This is a genomic window from Pseudomonas urmiensis, from assembly GCF_014268815.2.
Classification (GTDB): domain Bacteria; phylum Pseudomonadota; class Gammaproteobacteria; order Pseudomonadales; family Pseudomonadaceae; genus Aquipseudomonas; species Aquipseudomonas urmiensis.
On the sequence record NZ_JABWRE020000001.1, the window covers coordinates 989,014 to 1,012,589 of the forward strand.

General features: G+C 62.5%; 22 protein-coding genes. 3 read left to right on the forward strand and 19 right to left on the reverse strand.

All coding sequences use genetic code 11. The features are described from left to right. Positions 1 to 149: 149 nt before the first annotated feature. The 16 genes from HU737_RS04540 to ccoN (HU737_RS04615) form a co-directional block, all read right to left on the reverse strand. Positions 150 to 404 (reverse strand): hypothetical protein, encoded by a 255-nt coding sequence (locus tag HU737_RS04540; protein WP_186556046.1) that lies wholly within the window; start codon positions 402 to 404, stop codon positions 150 to 152. Beyond that, positions 405 to 4,982, reverse strand: coding sequence for an RHS repeat-associated core domain-containing protein (locus HU737_RS04545; RefSeq protein WP_217838521.1), 4,578 nt, complete (start codon positions 4,980 to 4,982; stop codon positions 405 to 407). It abuts the gene before it with no gap. 292 nt (positions 4,983 to 5,274) lie between these two features. Beyond that, complete coding sequence (locus tag HU737_RS04550) at positions 5,275 to 5,958, reverse strand: sulfite exporter TauE/SafE family protein (RefSeq protein WP_186555655.1); 684 nt, start codon at positions 5,956 to 5,958, stop codon at positions 5,275 to 5,277. Continuing rightward, a complete protein-coding gene (gene ccoS, locus HU737_RS04555; RefSeq protein ID WP_186555656.1) occupies positions 5,951 to 6,163 on the reverse strand; it encodes a cbb3-type cytochrome oxidase assembly protein CcoS in 213 nt (70 codons plus the stop codon). The genes HU737_RS04550 and ccoS overlap by 8 nt, the downstream gene beginning before the upstream one ends. A gap of 36 nt (positions 6,164 to 6,199) precedes the next feature. Further along, a complete protein-coding gene (locus tag HU737_RS04560) occupies positions 6,200 to 8,653 on the reverse strand; it encodes a heavy metal translocating P-type ATPase (RefSeq protein ID WP_186555657.1) in 2,454 nt (817 codons plus the stop codon). 277 nt (positions 8,654 to 8,930) lie between these two features. Beyond that, positions 8,931 to 9,458, reverse strand: coding sequence for a FixH family protein (locus HU737_RS04565; RefSeq protein ID WP_186555658.1), 528 nt, complete (start codon positions 9,456 to 9,458; stop codon positions 8,931 to 8,933). Positions 9,459 to 9,469: 11 nt separating this feature from the next. Then, positions 9,470 to 10,885 (reverse strand): cytochrome c oxidase accessory protein CcoG, encoded by a 1,416-nt coding sequence (gene ccoG / locus HU737_RS04570; RefSeq protein ID WP_186555659.1) that lies wholly within the window; start codon positions 10,883 to 10,885, stop codon positions 9,470 to 9,472. Between the two features lie 217 nt (positions 10,886 to 11,102). Beyond that, complete coding sequence (locus tag HU737_RS04575) at positions 11,103 to 12,098, reverse strand: metallophosphoesterase family protein (protein WP_186555660.1); 996 nt, start codon at positions 12,096 to 12,098, stop codon at positions 11,103 to 11,105. 167 nt (positions 12,099 to 12,265) lie between these two features. Beyond that, positions 12,266 to 13,246, reverse strand: a complete 981-nt coding sequence (ccoP, locus tag HU737_RS04580; protein ID WP_186555661.1) for a cytochrome-c oxidase, cbb3-type subunit III — start codon at positions 13,244 to 13,246, stop codon at positions 12,266 to 12,268. Next, the gene (locus HU737_RS04585; RefSeq protein ID WP_186555786.1) at positions 13,243 to 13,452 is read right to left on the reverse strand and encodes a cbb3-type cytochrome oxidase subunit 3; all 210 of its coding nucleotides are present in this window, start codon (positions 13,450 to 13,452) and stop codon (positions 13,243 to 13,245) included. The genes ccoP (HU737_RS04580) and HU737_RS04585 overlap by 4 nt, the downstream gene beginning before the upstream one ends. A 5-nt stretch (positions 13,453 to 13,457) precedes the next feature. Further along, positions 13,458 to 14,066 (reverse strand): cytochrome-c oxidase, cbb3-type subunit II, encoded by a 609-nt coding sequence (gene ccoO, locus HU737_RS04590; RefSeq protein WP_186555662.1) that lies wholly within the window; start codon positions 14,064 to 14,066, stop codon positions 13,458 to 13,460. Then, entirely contained in the window at positions 14,066 to 15,508 is a 1,443-nt protein-coding gene (gene ccoN / locus HU737_RS04595; protein WP_186555663.1) for a cytochrome-c oxidase, cbb3-type subunit I, read from the reverse strand. Before ccoN (HU737_RS04595) ends, ccoO (HU737_RS04590) begins: the two co-directional genes overlap by 1 nt. 461 nt (positions 15,509 to 15,969) lie before the next feature. Further along, positions 15,970 to 16,911, reverse strand: coding sequence for a cytochrome-c oxidase, cbb3-type subunit III (gene ccoP, locus HU737_RS04600; protein ID WP_186555664.1), 942 nt, complete (start codon positions 16,909 to 16,911; stop codon positions 15,970 to 15,972). Then, the gene (locus tag HU737_RS04605; protein WP_186555787.1) at positions 16,908 to 17,099 is read right to left on the reverse strand and encodes a cbb3-type cytochrome oxidase subunit 3; all 192 of its coding nucleotides are present in this window, start codon (positions 17,097 to 17,099) and stop codon (positions 16,908 to 16,910) included. The genes ccoP (HU737_RS04600) and HU737_RS04605 overlap by 4 nt, the downstream gene beginning before the upstream one ends. Positions 17,100 to 17,108: 9 nt before the next feature. Further along, the gene (gene ccoO / locus HU737_RS04610; RefSeq protein WP_186555665.1) at positions 17,109 to 17,717 is read right to left on the reverse strand and encodes a cytochrome-c oxidase, cbb3-type subunit II; all 609 of its coding nucleotides are present in this window, start codon (positions 17,715 to 17,717) and stop codon (positions 17,109 to 17,111) included. Positions 17,718 to 17,730: 13 nt separating this feature from the next. Beyond that, positions 17,731 to 19,155, reverse strand: coding sequence for a cytochrome-c oxidase, cbb3-type subunit I (gene ccoN / locus HU737_RS04615; protein WP_186555666.1), 1,425 nt, complete (start codon positions 19,153 to 19,155; stop codon positions 17,731 to 17,733). 49 nt (positions 19,156 to 19,204) lie between these two features. Between ccoN (HU737_RS04615) and HU737_RS04620 the strand changes: the two genes are divergently transcribed. Next, positions 19,205 to 19,894: an alpha/beta family hydrolase gene (locus HU737_RS04620; RefSeq protein WP_367616007.1), complete on the forward strand. Its 690-nt coding sequence runs from the start codon at positions 19,205 to 19,207 to the stop codon at positions 19,892 to 19,894. A gap of 75 nt (positions 19,895 to 19,969) precedes the next feature. Here HU737_RS04620 and ppnP read toward each other — a convergent pair whose 3' ends face one another. Beyond that, positions 19,970 to 20,254, reverse strand: a complete 285-nt coding sequence (gene ppnP / locus HU737_RS04625) for a pyrimidine/purine nucleoside phosphorylase (protein WP_186555667.1) — start codon at positions 20,252 to 20,254, stop codon at positions 19,970 to 19,972. A gap of 73 nt (positions 20,255 to 20,327) precedes the next feature. Continuing rightward, entirely contained in the window at positions 20,328 to 20,879 is a 552-nt protein-coding gene (locus HU737_RS04630; protein ID WP_186555668.1) for a 3'-5' exonuclease, read from the reverse strand. Positions 20,880 to 21,031: 152 nt separating this feature from the next. Between HU737_RS04630 and HU737_RS04635 the strand changes: the two genes are divergently transcribed. Next, a complete protein-coding gene (locus tag HU737_RS04635) occupies positions 21,032 to 21,832 on the forward strand; it encodes a substrate-binding periplasmic protein (RefSeq protein WP_186555669.1) in 801 nt (266 codons plus the stop codon). A 63-nt stretch (positions 21,833 to 21,895) separates the two neighbouring features. Beyond that, on the forward strand, positions 21,896 to 22,909 hold the full coding sequence (locus HU737_RS04640; protein ID WP_186555670.1) for a GNAT family N-acetyltransferase: 1,014 nt from the start codon (positions 21,896 to 21,898) through the stop codon (positions 22,907 to 22,909). An 88-nt stretch (positions 22,910 to 22,997) separates the two neighbouring features. Here HU737_RS04640 and HU737_RS04645 read toward each other — a convergent pair whose 3' ends face one another. Further along, positions 22,998 to 23,525: an RNA polymerase factor sigma-70 gene (locus HU737_RS04645; RefSeq protein WP_186555671.1), complete on the reverse strand. Its 528-nt coding sequence runs from the start codon at positions 23,523 to 23,525 to the stop codon at positions 22,998 to 23,000. Positions 23,526 to 23,576: the final 51 nt, after the last annotated feature.

Here is a 23,576-nt window from a genome sequence, read left to right on the forward strand (position 1 = left end):
GTTGCCTTGCACGCGGTTGAGCTAAATTATTAAAGAGCGCTACTTTGGTGTCAGGATAGGATTAAGCTCTTTCCACGTATTAAGGATAAATTTTAGAAGTCATCCTGTATTCGATTATTTTCAGGGGTTTAATGGTGGGTTTCCAGTTCTTATCCAATGGGTGTGATGTAGGGGGTGAGCATTTCTATGATCTCTTCTTTTGTATAGGTGAATTCATCTCCAGCATCCATGCTTCGTAGGTCTTTGATGATTTCACAGAATTTTTCATCTTCGTAAAAGTATATTTTCTCATCCAGCCATATTAGATATACAAATAGCGCCATTTGGTCGGGGATGTAAGTATGAGCATGTAAGTGCTCTAGGATTTCTTTCGCGATTCTCGATTTGTTTATTTCTTCGCTCATTTATTTTAGGCATCCGCATGTAATTGCCCTGCCGTTTGGCGTGGCTAATCCTTGGTCAATATCTGCTTTAGTTGGCGGGTAATGAGGGAGATTCAGTTGTTTGCCGTTATTCATTTTTGGGTGGACTCGATTTATTTTTCCTGAGTGATCATAAGTCTCCTCCCATGCCCTCACTTGTCCCGTTCTCGGGTTGTATTCCGTAGCGTGTGATCTTCCTCTCGTTGGCCCTGGAGTACGTGAAAGTTTCTCTTTTTCATAGTACCTAACTCTACCGTCCGGTAAGATACGTTCTCTTTCCGAAGTTGATTGGGCGTTTTGCAGGGCGGATAATTTCCTGTCGAGGTTTGCGGTCGGTCTGAAGTCTCTATTTGAAGCCAGGCCCAGTGGATCAACCCACTCAACTGCATTCGGCGCATATTGATAAAGATTCAGCCCCCCGGCATACCCAATCGGATCCGCCGAAACAAACCGCCCCACCTGCGGATCATAGTACCGGTACCGGTTGTAATGCAGCCCGGTTTCCACATCCAGGTACTGCCCCTGAAACCGTAGCGCAGTGTCGAGTTTCCTGCGCTGCGCCGCCTCGCTCAGCCTCACCTGGGCCTGCCCCCAGGCCTGATAGTCCGCCCGCCAGACCATCTCGCCGTGCTGATCGGTCAGCTCCAGCGGGGTTCCTAGGTGGTCGCATTGGTACCAATCCAGCGCTTTGAAGGCCGGTGCCTGTGGCTGGTATTGCCAGACCGGATCCTGATCGATGTCATACGGCCCGTCATAGCTCGGCTCGGGCAGCAGGGCGATTTGTTGCTCGTACGAGGCCTGCACCAGCGGCACGAAGGTGCCTGGCTCGTAGAGGTAGTGTGTGGTGCGTTCGCCGCGCGGGTGGTAGGTGCTTTCAAACGCCAGGTGGTCGCCGTCCCAGCCATAGATGCTGCTCTTGCAGCCGTAGCGCTCATCGAGGTCCAGGCGTTGCTTGCGGTTCCACAGCGGGCCGGCCTGCGCGCGGTCTTGGTACTTGGCAGCCGATTGCTTGTAGAGGCGCCGGCCGAGGGCGTCGTAGCCGTAGTTGACCTTGAGCCGGGCGTCTTCGTAGCCCACCAGGCGGTCGTACAGGTCCCAGGTGAAGCGGCCGTGCTGGCCGTCCAGCCAGCGCTCGCTGAGGTTGCCGCGGGGGTCGTAGCGGTAGTGGTTGCCCAGGTACTGGTGCAGCAGGTTGTCCATCTGCCGGCTGCGTTTGAGGCCGTTGGCCTGGGGCGCTTCGTGGGGGTCGAGCAGGTTGCTGGCGGGGTCGAAGGCGAAGGTTTCCGCGCCTAGCCGGCTGTGTGCGCCGAGCAGGCGGTTGAGCGGGTCGTAGCGGTAGCTGAGCGTGCCGCGGTTGCTGTCGTCGATGGTGGTCAGTTGGCCGGCGGGGTCGTAGTGGTGCTGGCGCTTGCGCAGGTAGTCGTTGCTGCCGGGCCGGGTGAGGCTTTGCGTGTGCAGGTAGCCGTTGGCCGTCCATTGCTGGCGTTGCTGCAGGCCGTTGCCTTGCACGCGGCCGATTTCCCGGTGCAGGGCGTCGCGCTGGTAGCTGAGCAGCTCGGCGTCATCGAGCTTGATCGCCAGTAGGTGGCCGCTGCCGTAGGTCAGCCAGCTGACCCGGTGGCCATCCGGGCGGGTGGTGGCACAGCGTTGGTTGAGGGCGTCGTACTCGTGCTGCCAGATGGCCACGCTGGGGGTGTCGAGAAAGCGGTAGTACTGGTGCTCGCGGCTGAGGTTGCCGGCCCGGTCGTAGAACCACTGCAGCTTGCTCTGGCTGTTCTCGGCCATGAGCAGCTGGCCGTTGCCGTCGTAGTGGAAGGCTTCGCTTTGCCAGTGCTGGCCATGGCGGTGGCCGGCGTGGCGTTGGCTGAGGCGGCCGAGCCGGTCGAAGGCGAACTCGATGATCCGGTCTTCGTCCAGCTGCTGGGCGAGCACGCCGCTTTCGGCGTGGTAATGGTAGCTGCGGCCTTTACCGTCGAAGCCGGTCTCGCTCAGCAGGCGGCCCATGCTGTCGTAGCTGAAGCGGGCGCTGCTGTGGTTTTCGTTGCGCAGTTCGAGCAGGCGGCCGAGGCGGTCCCAGCGGTAGTCGAGGGTGTGGCCCTGGGCGTCGGTGCGCGTGGCAATCAGGCCGGCGACGTTGTAGGCCCAGCAGGTGCGCCGCTGCAGCGCGTCGGTGTGGCTGAGCAAGCGGCCTTCGGCGTCGCGCTCGAACTGCTCGACGCTGTGGTCGGGGTGGGTGAGGCGGGCCAGTTGGCCGGCTTCGTAGGCGTACTCGGTGACTTGGCCGAGGGCGTCGGTGTAGCGGATCAGCTGGCCGCAGGGGTCGTAGTGCCAGTGGCGGGTGTGGCCGGAGCAGTCGGTGTACTGGCTGAGCAGGCCGTCGGCGGTGTAGGCGAGGGTTTTTTCGTTGCCATTGGCATCGACTACGGCGATGGGCAGGTTGTCGCTGTTGTAGCGGTACTGGGTGGTGTTTTCCAGCGGGTCGATGGTTTCGATGAGGTTGCCGCGCTGGTCGTAGTCCCGCCGCCACAGGCCGCCTTCGGCGTCGCGGGTCTTGAGCAGCTGGTCGTGGTCGTCGTAGGCGTAGTGCACGCAACTGCCGTCGGCGCGGGTATGTTGCAGCAGGTTGCCGCGCTCGTCGTAGGCGAAGCGCTCGGTGCTGCCATCGGCGTGCAGGTGCTGGGTGATGTTCTTGGCGGTGTCGCGCAGCAACCACTCTTCGCTGCCATCGGGATGAATCACCCGGTAGGTAAAGCCCAGGCCGTCGTAGTAGTGCTTGGTGACCTGGCCGTGGGCGTCGGTGACGCAGGTCAGGCGAACATCGGCATCCCACGCCAGGCGGGTATCGAAGCTGCCATCGTCGGCCCACTCGCGCACCGCCTTGGCGTCAGGCCCGGTGCCTTGCCATTGCAGGTTGATGCCGCGCCCGCTGCGGTCGCTGTAACGGGTGATCAGGTGATCTTGGTACTGGTAGCTCCAGCTGGCCTGGTGCTCATCGTCGGCCTGCAGCAGGTCGCCGTGTTCGTCGTAGCGATAGGCGGCCAGCTGGCGGTGTGGCTGGCCGTTGCGCACCTGCCACAGCGCACTGATCCGACCGTGTTCGTCGAGCGCGGTGGCCAGGTGCTGGTGCTGCACCTCGTTCTGGTAGGTCACTAGGTCCGACAGCACCGGGGTGCCCTGGTGATGGTGCTCATAGTGCAGGTCGATACGCGCGCCGCCGCGTTGGCGGATGCTCTGCAGCACGAAGCGCTCGCCCTGGCGCTGGTAGCTTTCCTGGCTGGCATAGCCGCGGGCGATGACCAGTTGCGTCTCTTGGGTGCGAATCAGCACCAGGCCTTCGATGGCGTCGTAATGGTGCTTGCCGATTTTCGGCAGCGGGTAGGTGTGGCTGCGACCGTCCGCGGCGTGGTAGAGCACGCCCTGCTTGAGCACATCGAGGCAGGTCGAGAACGGCGTGATCCAGCGGGCGCCGAACACGCCACCGTCGAACGCCGCCAGGCTGGAGCGGTAGGTGCGTGACCACTGCAGCGCAAAGCAGCCGGGCAAACTGAAATCAGTGTGGGTGAGGGTTTCGCTGCCACGGGCGAAGCTGATGCTGCGGCAGGTCGAGGGGCAGCCGTCCTTCTTGGCGGACGGATCGGCTTTGGCCGGGGCTTCGCTGGAGCGGGCGACCAGTTGGCCCTGGCCACTCACCGCAGTGGCCTGGCTGGTGCCGTGCGGGGCGATGTTCTGCGCCTGGGCCTTGCGCCCTTTGCGATTGGCCAGGGCGGTCAGCAGCATGCTGACCAGGTAGCCAATGCTCTGGGTGTTGCTCGGGTCGGCCAGGGCGTTGATTTTCCGGTGGGCGTTGGCGCCGATGGTTTGCGCGGTATCGGCCACTTCCAGCAGTTTGCGCACGGTCGCATCGGACATGCGCGGGTCGTCGATCAGCAGGGAAATGGCCATGCCCAAAATGCCGGTGGAGGCGACGAACTTTTTCCCGCTCTTGACCGTTTCCGCGATCTTGCGCTGGCCTTCCGGGCTCGCCACCGAGCGGATCATGCTGGCGAAGCTGAGGCAGGTTTGCTTGATCTTGTCGGCGATCTGGCTCAGCAGGCTGGCAAGGCCCTGTTGCAGCGCGGTGGCAAAGTCTTCAATGGCGCCGGGGGCGAGCGCGTTGAGGTTGCTTTCCAGCGCGGTCAGCAAGGCATTGCCAAGGGTGGCTTTGCTGTGGCTGCGCAGCATGTGCAGGGTCGGGCGGATTGCCGCCCGGGCGGCGCCGACGCCGGGGAAGGACATGATGCCGAAGACGTTGATGCCAAAGCTGATCCAGGTAACGACGTCATCCTGATTGCCATCGATCAGGGTAATCAGGTCTGCGATAGCATCGATGGCGGCAAAGACGCCGCCAACCCCTGGCAAGACCGAGCCAACGGTGTGGATGGTGTTCCAGCCGACGGTGTCGTTGGTCATGCGCAGCAGCCATTGGTCGAGCTTCTTCATGCTGAAGTCGACGTCGCTCTGGTGCAGGGTGTTGGCCGGGACCAGCGCCACTTCGCGGTGAGTTGAAGGGGCGGCGCTCATCGGCTGTGCTCCGTGGCCGAGCGGGCGGGTGTGACCCGGACGACAGCGAAGGCACTGTCGTCAACGCTACTGGAGGTAAAGCGCACATCCTGTTGAGAGAGCATCTTGGCTTCCTGCATCGCCGATCCATGGGCCGGGATGGCTCCTGGCGGGGCAGGGCATCCGTTGGGGAGCGATGGTGCAAGGAAGGGCTTCCCGATCAAAAGCAGACCGGTCTGATGCTGGCGTGGGAAATTTCTCTAAGTGCTGTTGCTTGAAATGGAAGGAAACAGGCTCTTGGGTTGAGCGTGGATCAATGGCCCATCAGCCAGTGCTGATGCGGCCCTGGCAGTGTCCACAAACCAAACATGATCACCAGCAAGCCACCGGCCATGCGTACGCTGCGTCGGCGTAGCAGGGCGTTGACCCGCTCTGCGGCGAGCCCTGTGGCCAGCAACACCGGCCAGGTGCCCAGGCCAAACGCCAGCATCAGCGCCGCGCTGTAGCCGGCATTGCCCTGACTCGCCGCCCACAGCAGGGTGCTGTACACCAGTCCACAGGGCAGCCAGCCCCACAGTGCGCCGAGCAGCAGCGCTCGGGGCAAGCTCGATACCGGCAACAACCGCGTGGCCAGCGGCTGAATATGCCGCCACAGCCCGCGCCCAAGAGCTTCGATGCGGGTCAGCCCGCTCCACCAACCGGCCAGGTACAGGCCCATGGCGATCAACAGCAACGCCGCCGCCACCCGCAGCCCCTGGGCCGCCGGGCTGCTGGCCACCGCCCAACCGGCCAGGCCGAGCAGCAGGCCTGCGCAGGTGTAGCTAAGGATCCGCCCGAGGTTGTAGGCCAGCAGCAGGCGCAGGCGCCGGCTGCGTTGTTCTGGAGGGATGGCCAGGGTCAAGGCGCCCATCAGGCCGCCGCACATGCCTAGGCAGTGGCCGCCACCGAGCAGGCCGAGTACCAGGGCTGAGCCAAGCAGAGGAAGCAGGTCAGCCACGAGGGGTTTGGTCCTCGTCTTTGGGCGTGTCGCCATCGGCTTTGACCGCAGCCTGGTGCTGTGGGTCCTGGTCGTCGAACAGGATGCTGTGCGCGGGGCTGTCGAGGTCGTCGTACTGGCCGCTGTCCACCGCCCAGAAGAAGATGTACACGGCCACACCAACGATCAGCAGGGCTGCGGGGATCATGATGTAGAGGGCAGGCATACGGTCATCCTTCAATAACTGTCATCGCGGGGCGGTTCAGGCCAGCGATTGCAGCGTGGCAGCGGGCTTGCCCGGCGATAAGGCGTCGTCTTTGAGCCGGGTCAGGCGCAGGGCATTGAGCACCACGATCAACGAGCTGAGCGACATGCCGATGGCAGCCCAGACCGGGGTGATCCAGCCCAGGGCGGCAAACGGCAGCATCAGGCCATTATACAGCGTCGCCCACAGCAGGTTCTCGAGGATATTACGCCGGGTCCGGCGGGCCAGGTCGAAGGCCTGCGCCAACGCTTGCAGGCGATTGGACAGCAGCACCGCATCGGCGCAGGTCTTGGCCAGGTCAGTGGCCGAGCCCATGGCGATGCTGATGTCGGCTGCGGCCAGCACCGGCACGTCATTGACCCCGTCGCCGAGCATCAGCACCTTGCGCCCTTCGGCCTGCAGCGCGCGCAGCCGTGCCAGTTTGTCGTCCGGGCGCAGGCCGCCAATGGCCTGGTCGATGCCAAGTTGGGCGGCCACTTCGGTGACCATCGGCGAGCTGTCGCCTGACAGCAGCAGTGTCTGCCAGCCGCGCGCCTTGCAGGCGTCGAGCAGATCCTTGGCATCCTCGCGCAGGCGATCGTCCAGGCCGAACCAGGCCAGTGGGCCTTGGCGGTTGCCGAGCAGCAGCCACTGGCCACGCGGCTCGGGTACGACAGGTATTTCAGCGCCGCTCAGGGCGCAGACGAAGCTGGCCTGGCCGATGCGCAGGCGCTGGCCGTCGACGGCGCCCTCAAGGCCCAGGCCTGGCACGTTTTGTACCTGCTCGGCAGGCTGCGCAGCGCGGCCGAAGGCGCGGGCGATGGGGTGTTCGGAGCGGTTTTCCAACGCAGCGGCAAGCGCCAGGCAGCGGTCGGCAGCGAGCGCGCCCAGCGGGCGAATGCTGCGCAGCGCCAGGCGGCCTTCGGTGAGGGTGCCGGTCTTGTCGAAGATCACCGTGTCGATCTGGTTCAGCCCTTCCAGCACATGGCCACGGGTGACCAGCAAACCGAGCTTGTGCAAGGTGCCGGTAGCAGCGGTCAGTGCAGTCGGGGTAGCCAGCGACAGCGCGCAGGGGCAGGTCGCGACCAACATGGCCAGGACGATCCAGAATGCCCGCGACGCGTCCAGTTGCCACCAGAGCAGGCCGATAGCGGCTGCGGCGACCAAGGTGAACAGCAAGAACCACTGCGAGGCGCGGTCGGCGATCTGCGCCAGGCGCGGTTTCTCCGACTGGGCGCGCTCCAGCAGCCGGACAATCGCCGACAGGCGTGTTTCCTGGCCAAGCGCCTCGACCTCGACAGTGAGGGTGCTTTCGACATTGAGCGTGCCCCCCGTCACCCGGTCGCCAACGCGCCGCGCCAGCGGCAGGTATTCGCCGGTCAGCAGCGACTCGTCGATGCTCGAGCGGCCTTCGATGATCCGCCCATCGGCGGGAATCACCGCGCCGGGCAGCACTTGTACCTGGTCGCCCCGTTGCAGCTCGGCCAGCAGGATGCGCTCGCTGCGCCCGTCGCGGTCCAGCCGCAGGCAGGAGCTGGGCAGCAGGTTGACCAGTTGCGCGGTGGCGGCGGCGGTGCGTTCGCGGGCGCGGCGCTCCAGGTAGCGGCCAGTAAGCAGAAACAGCGCGAACATGCCGACGGTGTCGAAGTACAGCTCGCCACTGCCGGTGATTGCCGTCCAGATCCCGGCGCAGTACGCCAGGGCGATGGCCAGCGAGACTGAAACGTCCATGGTCAGGTGGCGGGTGCGAAGGTCGCGAGCAGCGCCCTTGAAGAATGGTGCGCAGCTGTAGAAGACGATCGGCGTGGTGAGAAACAGTGCGACCCAGCGCAGGATGGTGTGCAGTTCAGCACTCAGGTCGATGTTGAATTCGGGCCAGGTAGCCATGGTCGCCATCATCGCCTGGAACCACAGCAGGCCAGCCACGCCCAGGCGGCGCAGGGCGCTGCGGTTTTCCCGGGCCAGTTGCTCGGCGGCCTGGTCGGGCTGGTACGGGTGGGCGGCATAGCCGATGTGGCGCAGCTCGGCCATCAGCTTGGACAGGGCCAGTTGGCGGTCGTCCCAGCTGATCAGCAAGCGATGGTTGGACAGGTTGAGTCGCGCATCGGCGACCCCGTCCAGGTTGCGCAGGTGCTTTTCGATCAGCCAGCCACAGGCGGCGCAGCTGATGCCTTCGACCATCAGCGTCGCTTCGGCGAGGTCATCGGCATGGTGCACGAAGGTCTGTTGTACATCGCTGCGGTCGTACAGCGCCAGTTCATCCTGCAACTGTTGCGGCAGGGCTTGGGGGTTGGCGCTGGTCTGGCTGCGGTGTTGGTAATAGTGCTCAAGGCCGCCGGCAACGATGGATTCGGCCACCGCCTGGCAACCGGGGCAGCAGAATGCGCGGGGTTCACCAAGGACCACGGCGCTAAAGCGACTGCCGGCAGGGACGGGTAGGGCGCAGTGGTAGCAGGGGGTGGGCTGGGTCACAGGTCTACTGCCTTGCACAATTTGCTTTGGAGGACGCGCATGCAGCTCGCGTGGGAGCTAGGCGCGTGGAAGCTAGGCTCGTCGGAGCGAGGGTCGTGGAAGCGAGGCGCGTGGGAGCGGGCTTGCCCCGCGATAGCGTCAGTTCTGACACGCCCGTGGTCATGACTGACGCTATCGCGGGGCAAGCCCGCTCCCACGCGCCTCGCTCCCACGTGTCCAGCTCCCACGTGTCCCGTGCCCACGCGGTGATGTACGCAAGCCGAGCTCATGGCATTACTCACTGGTGACGCTCAGCCCCTTGCAGGGCCTCGTCACCCAGCTCCAGGGTCAGCCCATGCTCGACCTTTTCCTCCTCGAACAAGCGCCAGACATGACCATCCTGGCTGCCCAGCAGCTCGACGAAACGCCGCCCCTCGACCTTGTCATCCAGTTGGCCGACATAGCGCCCCGGCTCGCTGCGTGCCAGCGTAACCTTGCGGTCTTTGTTCGGCTGGGTCGGCGAGATCAGGTTCAATTCCAGCGTCTGCGGATCGCTGTTACCGGTCAGGCGCAGCTCGACTTCGCCGGTCAGCTCGTCCAGGTACACCCGCGCCTTGAGGTTGAGGGTCTGCGCCAGCAGCTCGCGGTCCAGCGAGCGGTTGATGCCTTTGCCGGCTTCGTAGTAGTTGTCGTTGACCAGGTTGTCCGGGTTGCGCACGGCAATGCTGACCATGGTCAGGCTCAGGCACACCGAGGTGGTCAGGATGGCGATGATGATCCAGGGCCAGAGGTGCTTGTACCAGGGGCTGGTGGCGGTGGCAGGCATGCAGCGATTCCTTAGCGTATTTGCGGGCCGATGAAACGGCTCTTGGCTTCAACCAGGGTGCCGTTGTCGTCGGCGTCCCTGAGGATGAACATGACTTCGTTGGTGGTCGAGGGCAACTGCTCGGGGGCAACCGACAGCTGCACCGGCAGGCTGACGATATCACCGGCGGCAACGCGAATCTCGCGGTGGCCTTCAAGCTTCAGATCCGGCAGGCCAGTGGCGTCGAGCACGTAGACGTGGTCGCGCTGATCCTTGTTCATCACCTTGAGGCTGTAGACGTTTTCGATCCGCCCCTGGGCGTTCTCGCGGTACAGCACGCGGTCCTTGCTGACATCGAAACCGACCAGCGAGCGGGTGGCGAAGGCTGTGGCCAGGGCGCCGATCATCACCAGCAACACCAGCGCATAGCCGATCAGGCGCGGGCGGGCCAGGTGGGTCTTCTGGCCCGACAGGTTGTGTTCGGTGGTATAGCTGATCAGGCCCCTGGGGTAGTTCATCTTGTCCATGATGCTGTCACAGGCGTCGATGCACGCCGCGCAGCCGATGCACTCGATCTGCAGGCCGTCGCGGATGTCGATGCCGGTCGGGCAGACCTGCACGCACATGGTGCAGTCGATGCAGTCGCCCAGGCCCTTGGCCTTATAGTCGAGGTCTTTCTTGCGTGGGCCACGGGTTTCGCCGCGCCGCGGGTCGTAGGAGACGATCAGCGTGTCCTTGTCGAACATCACGCTCTGGAAGCGCGCATATGGGCACATGTACACGCACACTTGCTCGCGCAGCCAGCCGGCATTGCCATAGGTGGCCAGGGTGAAGAAACCAACCCAGAAGTAGGCCCAGCCGTCGGCTTGGCCGGTGAAAAACTCAATCACCAGTTCGCGAATGGGCGAGAAGTAGCCGACGAAGGTCACCCCGGTGACGAAGCCGATCAGCAGCCACATGCTGTGCTTGGCCGTCTTGCGCAGCAGCTTGTTGGCGCTCATCGGTGCGCGGTCGAGTTTCATGCGTTGGTTGCGGTCGCCTTCGGTGACCTTTTCGCACCACATGAAGATCCAGGTCCAGACGCTCTGCGGGCAGGTGTAACCGCACCAGACGCGGCCGGCGAACACGGTGATGAAGAACAGGCCGAAAGCGGCGACGATGAGGATCCCGGAGAGCAGGATGAAGTCTTGCGGCCAGATGGTCGCACCAAAGATGTAGAACTTGCGCTCAGGCAGGTTCCACCAGACTGCCTGGTGACCGCCCCAGTTCAGCCACACGGTGCCGAAGTAGAGCAGGAACAGGACAGCACCGCCGACCATGCGCAGGCGGCGGAACACTCCGGTGAAGGCACGGGTGTAGATTTTTTCACGGGCAGCGTAGAGGTCGACAGAGTCCTTTCCTTGTTTGGCAGGCGGGGTGACATCATGTACCGGAATTTGCTTGCTCATCATCAAGTCCCACGGCAGTGGTAAATGCCGCGGCTAGTGCATGCCGGCCGCGGTCAGGTGTAGTAGGCGCCTGCGAGCATGATACGCCCGTCGTGGCGCCTAGGTTCACCCTGCGACTTTTGGTCGCATTGGGTAAAGTGCTGGGTTGGTGTATGCGCTGTTCATTTGATGTGGATCAATTGACAGTCCACATGAACATTGCGTTTAGTTGCTGCCTTCATGGCTTATACAGTTGCAGCTGGTCGATCTCCTCGGCTGAGCGCCAGTCGTTGCCTCGCACCAGGCGTACGCTCAGGCTGTCGGCGCTGTCGTTTAGTTCTGCGACCAGGTAGGTGCTCTGCGAGGCTGAGCCACTCAGGTAAAGGGGGATTGAGCCAACGGCCCTCGTGTCTCGATAAAAACGACCAGCCTCGCGGTGCAGGTGCCCGGCAAAGACAGCATCGACGCGGTAGTGCGCAATCATCGCGCGGAACCGGTTGCGTTCCTCTTGGCTGGCCCATTCGTTGGGCTTATGCAGGTTCAGCAGGATGATCTGCCCGCTATCGTAGGCTTCCTGTAATTGGCCTTCGAGCCACTGCAACGAGCCACTGATATCGAAGCGATGGCGATGCTCGAGCGGCCAGGCCCAACCGCTTTGAAAGCCCAGCTCATAGGTGGGTTCGTTATTGAGCTGGATCAGGCGAACCCTGCCGAAATTCATGCTGTAGGCCAGGCTGCCGCTGTAATGGGTCTGCTGAAGATCTGTAATGGCGCTGATGTCCATGGTGTCGACCCGCTCACGGTGGTGATCGATCAGGTCCAGGATGCTGTCGCGGGCGGCACCGTTGTTGAAGGTCGTGTTGTTCTCGTAATCGTGGTTGCCCAGGCCGAAGTAGTAATTGTCCTGCAAGTGCCGCTCAAGGATCGGATACAGCACCTTGCGTTGCCAGCCGTGCCCATAGGCCGTCATGTCGCCGTTGATCATCACCGGTATTGCCGTGCCGCCCATATGGGTGCGGTAGTCGGCAATATTGGCGTACTGCTGGTTGATCAGTTGCGCCGATTCCTGGTCCCGGTCGGCAGCGCTTTGCTCCAGGTTCAAATCCGAAGCTGGCGTCCACGGGTACTGGGGGTCTGAGGCGAAGACGAACGCGCGCGGTGTAGCGCGGTTGCCATGGCGGCCGGGCCGTTTGGGCGGCAGAACGGTTTCGAAGCGTCGATCCAGATCAGTCATGCAAGCTCCCTCTTGGTAAGTCAGGCGGTACGCCTGGCTGGAGGGAGTGTTGAGAGGGGAGTGACGGGGCAGAAGCCGGAAGCTGTTCCTGTAAGGGTGCGATTGCCGGGCTCGGTCGAATCCGCAACGGCCCTTCCGGTTGGAAGCGGCAGGGCCGTTGCGCAAGATCACTCGGCTTGCTCGGTGGTTTGCTCCTGGTGCGACAGGCTGTAGACGTAGGCCGCCAGCAGGTGCACCTTGTCATTGCCCTGCAGCTCAGCCTGGGCCGGCATCTGGCCTTGGCGGCCATAGCGGATGGTCTGCTGCAACTGGGCGAAGCTTGAGCCGTAGATGAATGCCTGCGGATGGGTCAGGTCAGGCGCACCCATGGCCGGCGTACCCTTGGCTTCAGGCCCGTGGCAGGCGACGCAGTTGGCGGCGAAGATCTTCTGGCCATTGGCAGCATCGGCCTTGATCCCTTCCGGCAGCTTGCGCCCGTCCAGATTGGTCAGTACGTAGGCGGCGACATCGGCCACGCCTTGCTCGCCAATGACCTCGGCCCAGGCCGGCATCACCCCGTGACGACCATTCATGATGGTGGTCTTGATGGTTTCCGGCTCGCCACCCCAGCGCCAATCCTTGTCGGTCAGGTTGGGGAAGCCATACGAGCCCTTGGCATCCGAGCCGTGGCACACCGAGCAGTTGGAGGCAAACAGCCGCCCGCCCATTTTCAGCGCTTGAGGATCCTTGGCCACCTCTTCGATCGGCATGGCGGCGAACTTGGCGAAGATCGGCCCGAAGCGGGCATCGGCCTTGGCCATTTCTTTTTCCCACTCATGCACGCCGGTCCAGCCTGGCTCGCCGTTGGCGAACTCGGTCTGCTTGTCGGTATCCAGGTAGCTGTAGCCTGGCAGCACGCCTTTCCAGTTGCCCAGGCCGGGGTACAGCACCAGGTAACCGAGGGCGAAGATGATGGTGCCGACGAACAGCCAGAACCACCACTTGGGCAGCGGGTTGTCGTATTCCTCGATCCCGTCGAAGGCATGCCCGACGGTCTCGTCGGTGACCTCTTCGCGCTGGCCCTTGCGGGTCGACAGCAACAGCCAGGTCAGGGCGAAGATAGTGCCCAACGTCAGGACTGTGACGTACAGACTCCAGAAGGTTGTCATTCTTGTTTGCTCCCAGAAGCTTTCTCTTGCGCTTTAGCGTGCGCTTGCTCGACGTGCCGGCTGGCCTTGGGATCGTCCGCGAAGGGCAGTTGGGTGGCTTCGTCGAACTCCTTCTTGCGCCGTGGGTTGAACACCCACAGGGCCAGGCCGACAAAGGCCACCATCACCACAACGGTGCCCAGGCCGCGGATCATTCCGATATCCATCAGCGTCACCGTTTGCTCTTGATGATGGTGCCAAGGCCTTGCAGGTACGCCACCAGGGCGTCCATCTCGGTCTTGCCCTTGACCGCGTCGGCGGCGCCGGCAATGTCGGCGTCGGTGTACGGCACGCCCAGGGTGCGCAGTACTTCGAGCTTCTTCGCGGTGTCCTTGCCGTCGAGCTTGTGCTCGACCAGCCACGGGTAGGACGGCATCTTCGACTCCGGCACCACGTTGCGCGGGTTGTACAGGTGCGCGCGGTGCCAGTCATCGGAGTAGCGCCCACCCACCCTGGCCAAGTCCGGACCGGTACGCTTGGAGCCCCACAGGAACGGGTGATCCCAGACGCTTTCACCGGCCACCGAATAGTGGCCATAACGCTCGGTTTCGGCGCGGAACGGGCGAATCATCTGCGAGTGACAACCCACGCAACCTTCGCGGATATAGATATCGCGCCCTTCCAGTTCCAGCGCAGTGCGCGGCTTCATGCCTTCGACCGGCTTGTTGGTGACGTCCTGGAAAAACAGCGGGACGATCTGGGTCAGGCCGCCAATGCTCACGGCAATGACCATGAAGAAGGCCAACAGGCCGATATTCTTCTCGACTGCTTCATGCTTCATCAGTGGGCTCCCACGACGACGATCTTGGCGGCTTCTTCCGCTTGCGTGGCATCAGCGGCACGTACCGTGCGCAACACGTTGTAGGCCATCAGCAACATCCCCGAGGCGAAGAACGCACCGCCCAGGGCGCGGACGATATAGCCCGGATGGCTGGCCTGCAGCGCCTCGACGAACGAGTAGGTGAGCGTGCCGTCATCGTTGATCGCGCGCCACATCAGGCCTTGGGTGATGCCGTTGACCCACATCGAGGCGATGTACAGCACAGTGCCGATGGTCGCCAGCCAGAAGTGCGCGTTGATCAGCCCGACGCTGTGCATCTGCGCCCGGCCGTAGAGCTTGGGAATCATGTGATACACAGCGCCAATCGAGATCATCGCAACCCAACCGAGGGCGCCAGCGTGGACGTGGCCGATGGTCCAGTCGGTGTAGTGCGACAGCGAGTTGACTGTCTTGATCGCCATCATCGGCCCTTCGAAGGTCGACATGCCGTAGAACGCCAGCGACACCACCAAAAAGCGCAGGATCGGGTCGGTGCGCAGTTTGTGCCAGGCTCCCGACAGGGTCATCATGCCGTTGATCATGCCGCCCCAGCTGGGCGCCAGGAGGATGATCGACATGACCATGCCCAGCGACTGCGCCCAGTCAGGCAGCGCGGTGTAGTGCAGGTGGTGCGGGCCGGCCCAGATGTACAGGGTGATCAGTGCCCAGAAGTGGACGATCGACAGGCGATAGGAGTAGATCGGCCGCTCGGCTTGCTTGGGTACGAAGTAGTACATCATGCCCAGGAAGCCCGTGGTCAGGAAGAAGCCCACGGCGTTGTGCCCGTACCACCACTGGATCATCGCGTCGGTTGCGCCGGCATACGCCGAATACGACTTGAACAGGCTGACCGGCAGCGAGATGTGATTGACGATGTGCAGCATCGCGGTGACCACGATGAACGCGCCATAGAACCAGTTACCAACATAAATGTGCTTGGTCTTGCGCTTGACGATGGTGCCGAAGAACACCAGCGCGTAGGTGACCCAGACGATGGCCAGCAGGATCGCGATCGGCCACTCGAGCTCGGCATATTCCTTGGTGGTGGTGTAGCCCATCGGCAGGGTGATCAGCGCACCGACGATCACCGCCTGCCAACCCCAGAAGGTGAAGGCGGCCATGCTGTCGGAGATCAGCCGGGTCTGGCAGGTGCGCTGCACCACATAGTAGGAGGTGGCGAACAGTGCACAGCCTCCGAAGGCGAAGATCACCAGGTTGGTGTGCAGTGGGCGCAGGCGTCCGAAGCTCGTCCATGGCAGGTCCAGGTTAAGCTGCGGCCATACCAGTTGCGAGGCGATGAAGACGCCCAGGCCCATGCCAAGGATCCCCCAGACCACCGTCATGATGGCGAACTGGCGGACGACCTTATAGTTATAAGCAGTCGGACTGATTGCTGTGCTCATTCTAAGGTTCCACGGTTTGGGTAGTTCTTGTTGGTTGAAAAATCGGCGCCAGTATCGGTAACCCCTAGGGTTATGGCAACGCAAGGATCCTTGCGCCGACCCGTGTCCAGGCCCTCTCACCGCCGTCCCGCGGTTGTCGGGTTCGGAGGATTGTACACAAATAAATATTTGTAATGTGTACCGTTTTTCACCTTTTTCTGATCGATCGGTCAAGCTTTTTTTCGAGGGCCAGGGCACGCAAGACATCATCCCAAAGCCGTAGGTAAAGCGTTCCAAAGTTCTGCGCAGCCTCAGGCCATGCGCCGCGTCGCAGACCGGCGCACGATGCGCGGTCACTTGGGCAACAAGCTTAGTTCTGTTCGAGGGGGGTGCAAGGGGGAGGGGGGAAACGCATCGCGGGGCAAGCCTGCTCCCACGTTGTGCGTGAGAGCGGGCTTGCCCCGCGATAAGGCTTGCGGCGATTACTTGGCGGTTACAGTCTCAGCAGGCTCCTCTTGCGACAGGCTATACACATAAGCGGCCAGCAGATGCACCTTGTCATGCCCCTGAATCTCTTCCTGGGCCGGCATCTGCCCCTGGCGACCATAGCGAATGGTCTGTTGCAGCTGGGCAAAGCTCGACCCATAGATGAACGCCTGTGGGTGAGTCAGGTCAGGCGCGCCCATCACTGGCGTGCCCTTGCCTTCAGGCCCATGACACGCCACGCAGTTGGCGGCAAAGATCTCCTGGCCCTTGAGCGGATCAGCCTTGACCCCTTGCGGCAGGCTGCGACCATCCATGCGGGTCAGCACGAACGCCGCCACATCGGCTACGCCCTGCTCACCGATCACCTCGGACCACGCCGGCATGACGCCATGGCGGCCGCCCATGATCGAGGCCTTGATGGTTTCCGGCTCGCCGCCCCAGCGCCAATCCTTGTCGGTCAGGTTGGGAAAGCCATAGGCGCCCTTGGCGTCCGAGCCGTGGCACACCGAGCAGTTGGAGGCGAACAGCCGGCTGCCCATCTTCAGCGCCTGCGGATCCTTGGCCACTTCCTCCACCGGCATGGCGGCGAACTTGGCGAAGATCGGGCCGAAGCGGGCGTCGGCCTTGTCCATTTCCTTCTGCCATTCCTTCACTTGCGTCCAGCCGTCCTGATAGCCGGGCAGTACGCCTTTCCAGTTGCCCAGGCCCGGATACAGGATCAGGTAGCCGACGCCAAAGGCCAGGGTGCCGACGAACAGCCAGAACCACCATTTGGGCAACGGGTTGTCGTACTCCTCGATGCCATCGAAGGCGTGGCCCATGGTCTGGTCGGTGGTGTCCTTGCTCTGGCCCTTGCGGGTGCCGAGCAGCAACCAGGTCAGGCCGATCAGGCTGCCGAGGGTCAGTACGCTGATGTACGTACTCCAGAAGGTGGTCATTGCTGGGTGCTCCTCATGGCAGGTTCCTGCCCGGCGGGGGGCAGGCGGTCATCGTCGAAGGGCAGCAGGCGCGCTTCGGCGAAATCACGGTCGCGGCGACGGTTGAAAACCCACAGGCTCAGGCCGATGAAGGCGATCATCACCACCAGGGTGCCCAGGCCGCGGATCATGCCGATGTCGATTGACAGTTCCATCGCTTACCTCTTGTTCTTGATCGCGGTGCCGAGCACCTGCAGGTACGCCACCAACGCGTCCATCTCGGTGTGGCCTTTGACCGCGTCCCGGGCGCCAGCGATGTCGGCGTCGCTGTACGGCACGCCGAGGGTGCGCAGGGCACGCATCTTGGTGTCGGTATGGCTGTTGTCGACCTGGTGCGCGACCAGCCATGGGTAGGACGGCATCTTCGACTCCGGCACCACGTTGCGCGGGTTGTACAAGTGCGCGCGGTGCCAGTCGTCCGAGTAGCGTCCACCCACCCGGGCCAAGTCCGGGCCGGTGCGCTTGGAGCCCCACAGGAACGGGTGATCCCAGACGCTTTCACCGGCCACCGAGTAGTGGCCGTAGCGCTCGGTCTCGGCACGGAATGGGCGGATCATCTGCGAGTGGCAACCCACGCAGCCTTCGCGGATGTAGATGTCGCGGCCTTCGAGCTGCAACGCGGTGTAGGGCTTCATGCCTTCGACCGGCTTGTTGGTGACGTCCTGGAAGAACAGCGGGACGATCTGGGTCAGGCCGCCGATGCTGACGGCGAACACCATCAACAGTGCCAGCAGGCCGACGTTTTTCTCGATGACTTCATGTTTCATCAGGCTTGTCTCCTCAGGCCAGCTGGGCGTTCGCAGGGGCGGCGACGGCGGCCGGTGCGCGCACCGTGCGCCAGGTGTTCCAGGCCATCAGGAACATGCCGCTGAGGAAGATCGCACCACCGACGAAGCGCACGATGAAGCCTGGGTGGCTGGCCACCAGGGTCTCGACGAACGAGTAGGTGAGCGTGCCGTCGCTGTTCACCGCGCGCCACATCAGGCCCTGGGCGATGCCGTTGACCCACATCGAGGCGATGTACAGCACGGTGCCGATGGTCGCCAGCCAGAAGTGCGCGTTGATCAGGCCCAGGCTGTACATGCGCTCTTTGCCGTAGATCTTGGGAATGGTGTGGTACAGCGCGCCGATCGAGATCATCGCAACCCAGCCCAGGGCGCCGGCGTGGACGTGGCCGATGGTCCAGTCGGTGTAGTGCGACAGGGCGTTGACCGTCTTGATCGCCATCATCGGCCCTTCGAAGGTCGACATGCCGTAGAACGCCAGGGACACCACCAAAAAGCGCAGGATCGGGTCGCTGCGCAGTTTGTGCCAGGCCCCCGACAGGGTCATCATGCCGTTGATCATGCCGCCCCAGCTCGGGGCCAGGAGAATCAGCGACATCACCATGCCCAACGACTGCGCCCAGTCGGGCAGGGCGGTGTAGTGCAGGTGGTGCGGGCCTGCCCAGATGTACAGGGTGATCAGCGCCCAGAAGTGGACGATCGACAGGCGATAGGAATACACCGGGCGTTCGGCCTGCTTGGGCACGTAGTAGTACATCATCCCCAGGAAGCCTGCGGTCAGGAAGAAGCCCACCGCGTTGTGCCCGTACCACCACTGGACCATGGCATCGGTGGCCCCGGCATACACCGAGTAGGACTTGGTCAGGCTGACCGGGATTTCCAGGTTGTTGACGATGTGCAGCAGCGCCACGGTGAGGATGAACGCACCGAAGAACCAGTTACCGACGTAGATGTGCTTGGTATTGCGCTTGATCAGCGTGCCGAAGAACACGATCGCGTAGGCCACCCAGACGATGGTGATCAGGATGTCGATCGGCCATTCCAGCTCGGCGTATTCCTTGGAGCTGGTATAGCCCAACGGCAGGCTGATGGCCGCCAGCACAATCACCAGCTGCCAGCCCCAGAACGAGAACGCCGCCAGTTTTGGTGCGAACAGGGTGGTCTGGCAGGTGCGCTGCACCGAATAATAGGAGGTGGCAAACAGCGCGCAGCCGCCGAAGGCGAAGATCACCGCATTGGTATGCAGCGGTCGCAGGCGGCCGAAGCTGGTCCACGGTAGGTCGAAGTTGAGGGCGGGCCAGGCGAGTTGAGCGGCGATGAAAACGCCGAGCCCCATCCCGACGATTCCCCACACCACCGTCATAATGGCGAATTGGCGGACCACCTTGTAGTTATAGGCGGTACTGGTTGTTGTGTTCATGTATGGGTTCCCATCCACGGTTATAGGCAGGCTAAACAGCGAGGCAAGCATGATTAATGGGCAAAGTGCCGGTATTGACGGGGATCAATGGGCGCAAGTGGCAAATGTCCCAGGCTTGCGCTGCGATCCTGCGCAAATGGGCGGCGAACAGGGCTATGTGGGTGGTCTGATCCTGGCCCATGGCGCGGGCGCGCCGATGGACAGCGGGTTTATGCAGGACATGACGCAAAGGCTGGCGGCACAAGGGGTAGCGGTGGTGCGCTTTGAATTCCCCTACATGGCCGAGCGGCGGCTAACGGGCGGCAAACGCCCGCCCAACCCGCAGAAGGTGTTACTGCAATGCTGGCGCGAGGTGTACCGGCAGGTGCGACCTTTGGTCACGGGCAAGCTGGCCATTGGCGGCAAGTCGATGGGCGGGCGCATGGCCAGTTTGCTGGCCGATGAGCTTGAGGCCGATGCACTGGTGTGCCTGGGTTATCCGTTCTATGCGGTGGGCAAACCCGAGAAGCCGCGGGTCGAGCATTTGGCCGGGCTGCGCACGCCGACCTTGATCATTCAGGGCGAACGCGATGCCTTGGGTAACCGCGAGGCGGTCGAGGGCTATGAGCTGTCGCCAGCGATCGAGGTGTGCTGGCTGGGGGCGGCGGACCATGACCTTAAGCCATTGAAGGCCTCGGGCTTGACCCATGAGGGGCATTTGCAGACGGCGGCTGAGCGAATTGCGGCGTTTCTTGGTTAGCGCATTTTGCGGCCGCCTTGCAGCCCATCGCAGGCAAGCCAGCGATGGGCTGCAAAGCAGCCCCTATGACGACAATCAGTCGCGGTACTCGCACAGGTAAGCGGTCTCAACCGCTACCTTGAGCTGGAACTTGCTGTCGGCCGGCACATTGAACTGGCTGCCAGCGGTGAAGTTTTCCCAGTTGTCGCTGCCTGGTAGCTTGACGTTCAGCGCGCCGGAAACCACGTGCATGATCTCGCGCTTGGCAGTACCGAACTCGTATTCGCCCGGGGCCATGACGCCAACGGTGGCCGGGCCTTCGCTACCGGTGAAGGCGATCGACTTGACGGTGCCATCAAAGTATTCATTGACCTTGAACATGGGCGACTCCTGAAAAAGCGATGAAAAAAGGGCTGGCCAGTATGCCCAAGGCCTGCCCCGTCGTCATCTGCTTTCAGGTGCCTTCGACAGGCAAGCTCAGCGGTAGCAAACGCGCGGTATTACGCGCATCTTCCAGGGCCCGATGCTGCTGGCCAGTGAACTGCAGGCCAGCCAGTTGCAGGGCACTGTTCAGGCCAGCCGGGCGCTGCAAGTGCCGCGCCTTGGCAAAGCGCTGCTTGAGGTTGATGTGCGGCAGCTCCTGGAGAATGCTGCGCACTTTGTAGTCATGCCACTCCTGTAGCAGTTGCCTGCGGTCATAGTCACCCCAGCTGACCCAGGCTTGCAGATCTTGCGCCTGCTGGCCAAGCCAGCCTTCGAATTGCGCCCAGGCCTGTTTGAAACACGCAGCAGCATCCACATCAGCCTGGCTGATATGGGTCAGCTCACGGCAAAAGGGCGTTAATTGCGGTCGCCGTTTCGGTTTGACGAAGCACTGGAAGTGGTCAACCTCGCGGCCTTCACGGGTTACCAGGCTCGCGCCGATTTCAATGATTTCCATCTCCGTGACCGGCCAACCACCGTCGTCGGTGGTAGCCTCCAGGTCGATCACCAACCAATGGCCCATGCCAGGCTCCCTCGCAAGTCTCGCTAGAGAGTAGCCAAAGTCTGCGGCGTCCGACATCCCCTGGCACTTTGGCATATCCGGCGGTTGTGTACGCCTGTGAAAACGCCTAGCTTAGGCGCATTAAGGTCGCATACCGTGATGAGTGTCTCGTCTTGACTCCAGCCCCCAGCCTCAAGGCCGTGTCCTGCTTGCTGAGCTTGGCCGCGTTGTGCCTGGGCGCAGCAGGCCAGGCTGCGGCGGTGGTCGAGGTGAGGATCGGTGCGGCGCATTTCCCGCCTTATACCGTGCGCCCCGAGCAGGGCGGCGAAAGTGGCTTGCTGGCACAACTGGCCGAGGCGCTCAACGCGTTGCAAGATGATTATCGCTTCGTCCTGGTGCCCACCTCGATCCAGCGCCGCTTTGGTGATTTCCAGCAAGGCCGCACCGACATGGCGATCTTCGAGAACCCCAAATGGGGTTGGCAGCAAATTGCCTACCAGGCGGTAGACATGGGCCTTGAAGATGCCGAGATCTTCGTCGCCCACCAGCAAGGCAGCCGCGATCAGCAGTATTTCCAGGACCTGCGCGGCAAGCGCCTGGCCCTGTACAACGGCTATCACTACGCCTTCGCCGAGTTCAACTCCGATCCGCATTACCTGCGCCAGACCTACGGCGCGACGCTGACCTATTCGCATGACAGCAACCTGTCGATGGTCCAGCGCGGGCGGGCCGATATTGCCTTGGTCACGCGCTCGTTCTTCAGCGATTTCCTGGCACGCAACCCCGACAGCCGCAGCCAATTGATGGCTTCCGAGCGGGTCGACCAGGTCTACCATCACTATGCCTTGCTGCGACCGCAAGCGCCGATCAGCCCCCAGGCCTTCGCGCAACTCATGCGGCGCCTGCGTGAAAATGGCGAGCTATTGCGCATCTTCAAGCCCTACCGAATCACCGTCGCAGCCCCCGTCGACTAAATTAGCCGGAAGTGGCCACGTTTCAGGAGTGAGCCTCTCTTTCATTTCCGGTGAGCCAAGACCATGCCGTTCGATGCCGCTTCACAGCCGCTGTCCCTGCCACGTTGGCGCAGTTTGAGCGCCGATGAGGGCGACTGTCGGCTGAGTTTGACCCTTGAAGGACGCCCGCTGATCCAGCTCCGGCTGGTGCCCGGCGAGGTGCTTGAGGTGCACGTGCAAGCGATCTGTGCCGAGCGCCGCCAGCAGGCTCTGTGGGCTGCCAGCTACTGGTTGTTTGCGCGCGACCCTGCATGCCAGCGCCTGCAATGGCACCTGAGCGATCCGCTGGCGCAAGCCCAAGCCAGCGGCCTGTTGCTGGCGACCGAAGACGCCGGCGTGTACCGCAGCGAACGCACGTTGTTCTGGCAGTTGCCCCAGCCGTGGTTGGGCGAGTCGCATGACGGAGTCTATCCCCAGCAAATGCACATCAGCAACGGCAAGCGCCACCCGCTACGAGCACCCAAGCCACGCGGTGAAGTGTATCGACGTTTCGATGCACGCCTGGGGGCCTGGGTGTCGCTGCGCACGCTTGAGATCGAGCACGATCTTGAGCGTTACAACCGCTGGCAGAACAACCCGCGAGTGGCGCACTTCTGGCAGGAGCAGGGCAGCCTCGAGCAGCACCGCGAGTACTTGAGCAAACTTGAAGCCGACCCCCATACCCTCACCCTGATCGGCTGCTTCGATGATCAGCCGTTCGCCTACTTCGAAGCCTACTGGGCCAAGGAAGACCGCATCGCGCCGTTCTACCCAGCCGACGACTATGACCGCGGCATCCACATGCTGGTAGGTGAAGAAAACCATCGCGGGCCGCACAAGGTCGCCAGCTGGATGTCGGCGCTGGTGCATTACCTGTTCCTGGATGACCCGCGCACCCAGCGGGTGGTAGCCGAGCCGCGGGCGGACAACGCCAAGATGATTGGCTACATGCACGATCAGTGCTTTCACTGCGAGAAGGAGTTCGATTTTCCGCACAAGCGCGCGGCACTGATGATCCTGGGGCGCGAGCGCTTCTTCGATCGCTGCACGCTCGCCTAGCGGCTCGAGCTGCAAGTTTGGAGCGGCAAGCTGCAAGGAGAAGCGGTGCGGTGTGCGGCTTTTTCTTGCAGCTTGTGCTTGCCGCAGCTCAGTGACGGGTAGCGGTCTTGCGGCAGTGGATCAGGGCATCGCGGATCATGAAGTTGACCAGGGTCGGCGAGACGCCGAGCTCTTTGGCGATGTCTTTCTGCGGTACGCCGTGCAAGCGGTACATCTCGAAGGCGTAGCGGGTGCGCTGGGGCAGCTCGTTGAGCGCCTCGGCAATGTGTTCGAGGGCCGCCAGGTTGATATGGGTGGCTTCCGGCGAGGCGTTCTGGATCACCACGTTGAGGCCTTCTTCCTCACTGCCGGAGTACTTCAGCTCCATCGCCTGCTTGCGGTAGTGATCGATCGCCAGGTTGCGCACGATCTGGAACAGATAGCTCAACTGGGCCTTGAACGAGGAGGTGATCTGCGGCGCTGCGCTGAGCCGAAAGAAGGCATCCTGTACCACATCTTCGGCACGCGAACGGCAGCCGGTGATGCGCGCGGCAATTTTGACCAGGATGTTGCGGTTGTCGACGAATGCTTGGAGTAATGGTGAATCGCACTTACTTGTGGATAGTTGTTCCGCCATGGAAATCACCTTGTTCTCTGAGGAAAGGAAGCAACCTGTAACTGCATGCTT